Source organism: Streptomyces sp. BRA346 (assembly GCF_052851135.1).
This window is the reverse complement of sequence record NZ_JAIWIH010000150.1, coordinates 1-1,959: the sequence shown is the minus strand read 5'-3', so window position 1 is coordinate 1,959 and position 1,959 is coordinate 1. Positions and strand designations below refer to the sequence as shown.

The following is a 1,959-nucleotide window of genomic DNA, read 5'->3' as shown; positions in this document are numbered from 1 at the left end:
GGCGTTGTTCGCGGTGCAGGTGGCGCTGGTGGAGTTGCTGCGGTCGTGGGGCATGGGTCCGGATGTGGTGCTGGGCCACTCGATCGGTGAGTTCGTGGCAGCCTATGTGGCGGGTGTGTTCGAGCTGGGGGATGCCGCGCGGTTGGTGGCGGGTCGTGCGCGGCTGATGCAGGGGCTGCCTTCGGGTGGTGCGATGGCGGCGGTCGAGGGCACCGAGGCCGAGGTCGCCGACATCCTCGGCGGGGTTCCTGACGGGGAGCGGGCCACGGTCGCGGCGGTGAACGGGCCGACCGCGGTGGTCGTCTCCGGTGACGAGGACGCGGTCGAGCGGGTGATGGCGGTCGCGCGGGAGCGGGGCCGCCGGGTGTCGCGGCTGCGCGTCAGCCACGCCTTTCACTCGCCGTTGATGGAGCCGATGCTGACGGAGTTCGCCGAGGTCGCCGCGAGCGTCACCTACCGGCAGCCGGTGCTTCCGGCCGTCAGCACGGTCACTGGTGAGCCGGTCGGTGAAGAGGACTGGGCGACGGCTGACTACTGGGTGGATCAGGTCCGCCGGCCGGTCCGCTTCCACGACTCTCTTGAGACCGCCACCGGTACACAGAGTGTCAGTCGGCTGCTGGAGGTCGGACCCGACCCGGTACTGACCGCGCTGGCCAAGGCGGCCTCGGACGTGATCGTGGTGTCGGCCCTGCGTAAGGGGCGCGCTGAAGCCGAAACCGTGTTGGGTGCCGTGGCCGAGGTGTTCGTGCGTGGCGCGAAGGTCGACTGGGCGGCAGTCTTCGCCGGGACGGGCGCGCGACGGGTGGGCCTGCCGACGTACGCATTCCAGCGGCAGCGGTACTGGCTCGAGGCTTCCCGGCCGGTCACCGACGCTCGTGGCTTGGGCCTGGGCGCGGCCGAGCACCCCATGCTTGGCGCGGCGGTGACCGTGGCCGGATCGGACGCGGTGCTGCTGACCGGGCGGCTCTCGGTCTCCTCGCACCCGTGGCTGGCTGATCACGCCGTGGCGGGCTCGGTGCTGGTGCCGGGCACGATGTTCGTTGAGCTTGCGGTGCAGGCCGGTGAGCGGGTCGGCTGCGAGCGGGTCGAGGAACTGACTCTGCAGGCGCCGCTGGTGCTGCCGGAGCAGGGCGCGCTGCAGGTGCAGCTCAGCATCGACAGTACCGGGGGCACGGAGGAGGGCCGACGCGCAGTGCGCGTCTACTCGCGCCCCGAAGATGCGGCGGCCGAGGAGCCGTGGACTCTGCATGCCACGGGGACTCTCATCTCTGGTGGGACTGTCGCGGATTGGGACCTGGCCGTGTGGCCGCCTGCCGGTGCGGAGCAGGTTCCGGTGGAGGGCTTGTACGAACGGCTCGCCGGTGGTGGCCTGGTGTACGGTCCGGCCTTCCGTGGCCTGCGGGAGGTCTGGCGGCACGGCGAGGACCTGTTCGTAGAGGCGGCTCTGCCCGAGTCGCTGTCCGGTGATGCGGCCGATTTCGGTCTGCACCCGGCACTGCTCGACTCCGTGTTGCATGCCTTGGGAGTGGGGGACCAGGCCGGCGAGGGAGCGGCGCTGCCGTTCTCGTGGTCGGGTGTGTCGTTGTCGGCGGTCGGTGCGGCCGCGGTGCGGGTGCGGCTGTCCGTGGGGAGGTCCGGCGAGGTCGCCCTGCAGATCGCCGACGCTACGGGTGCTCCGGTGGCCGAGGTGGAGTCGCTGGTATTGCGGCCGGTGTCGACCGCGGACCTGGCCACGGCGAACTCCCCGCATCGGGACAGCCTGTTCCGCCTCGGCTGGATCCCTGCACCCGCCCCGGCCCCCGCTCCCGGCGAACCCGGCGGATCGGGTGCTGCCTGGGCCGTACTCGCCGACACCGATGAGTGGCGCGACGCGGGTGTTCCGGTGACCGGTTATGCCGATCTGGCCGCGCTGACCGCCGCGCTGGATGACGGTTCCCCCGTCCCGGACACCGTGGTGCT

Annotated in this window: 1 protein-coding gene; it reads left to right on the top strand. The window is 71.8% G+C overall.

All coding sequences use genetic code 11. From position 1 onward, the window contains the following. Positions 1–19: 19 nt before the first annotated feature. The coding region (locus LCH29_RS43840) for an acyltransferase domain-containing protein (protein ID WP_446467267.1) at positions 20–1,959 on the top strand (1,940 nt) is incomplete at its 3' end.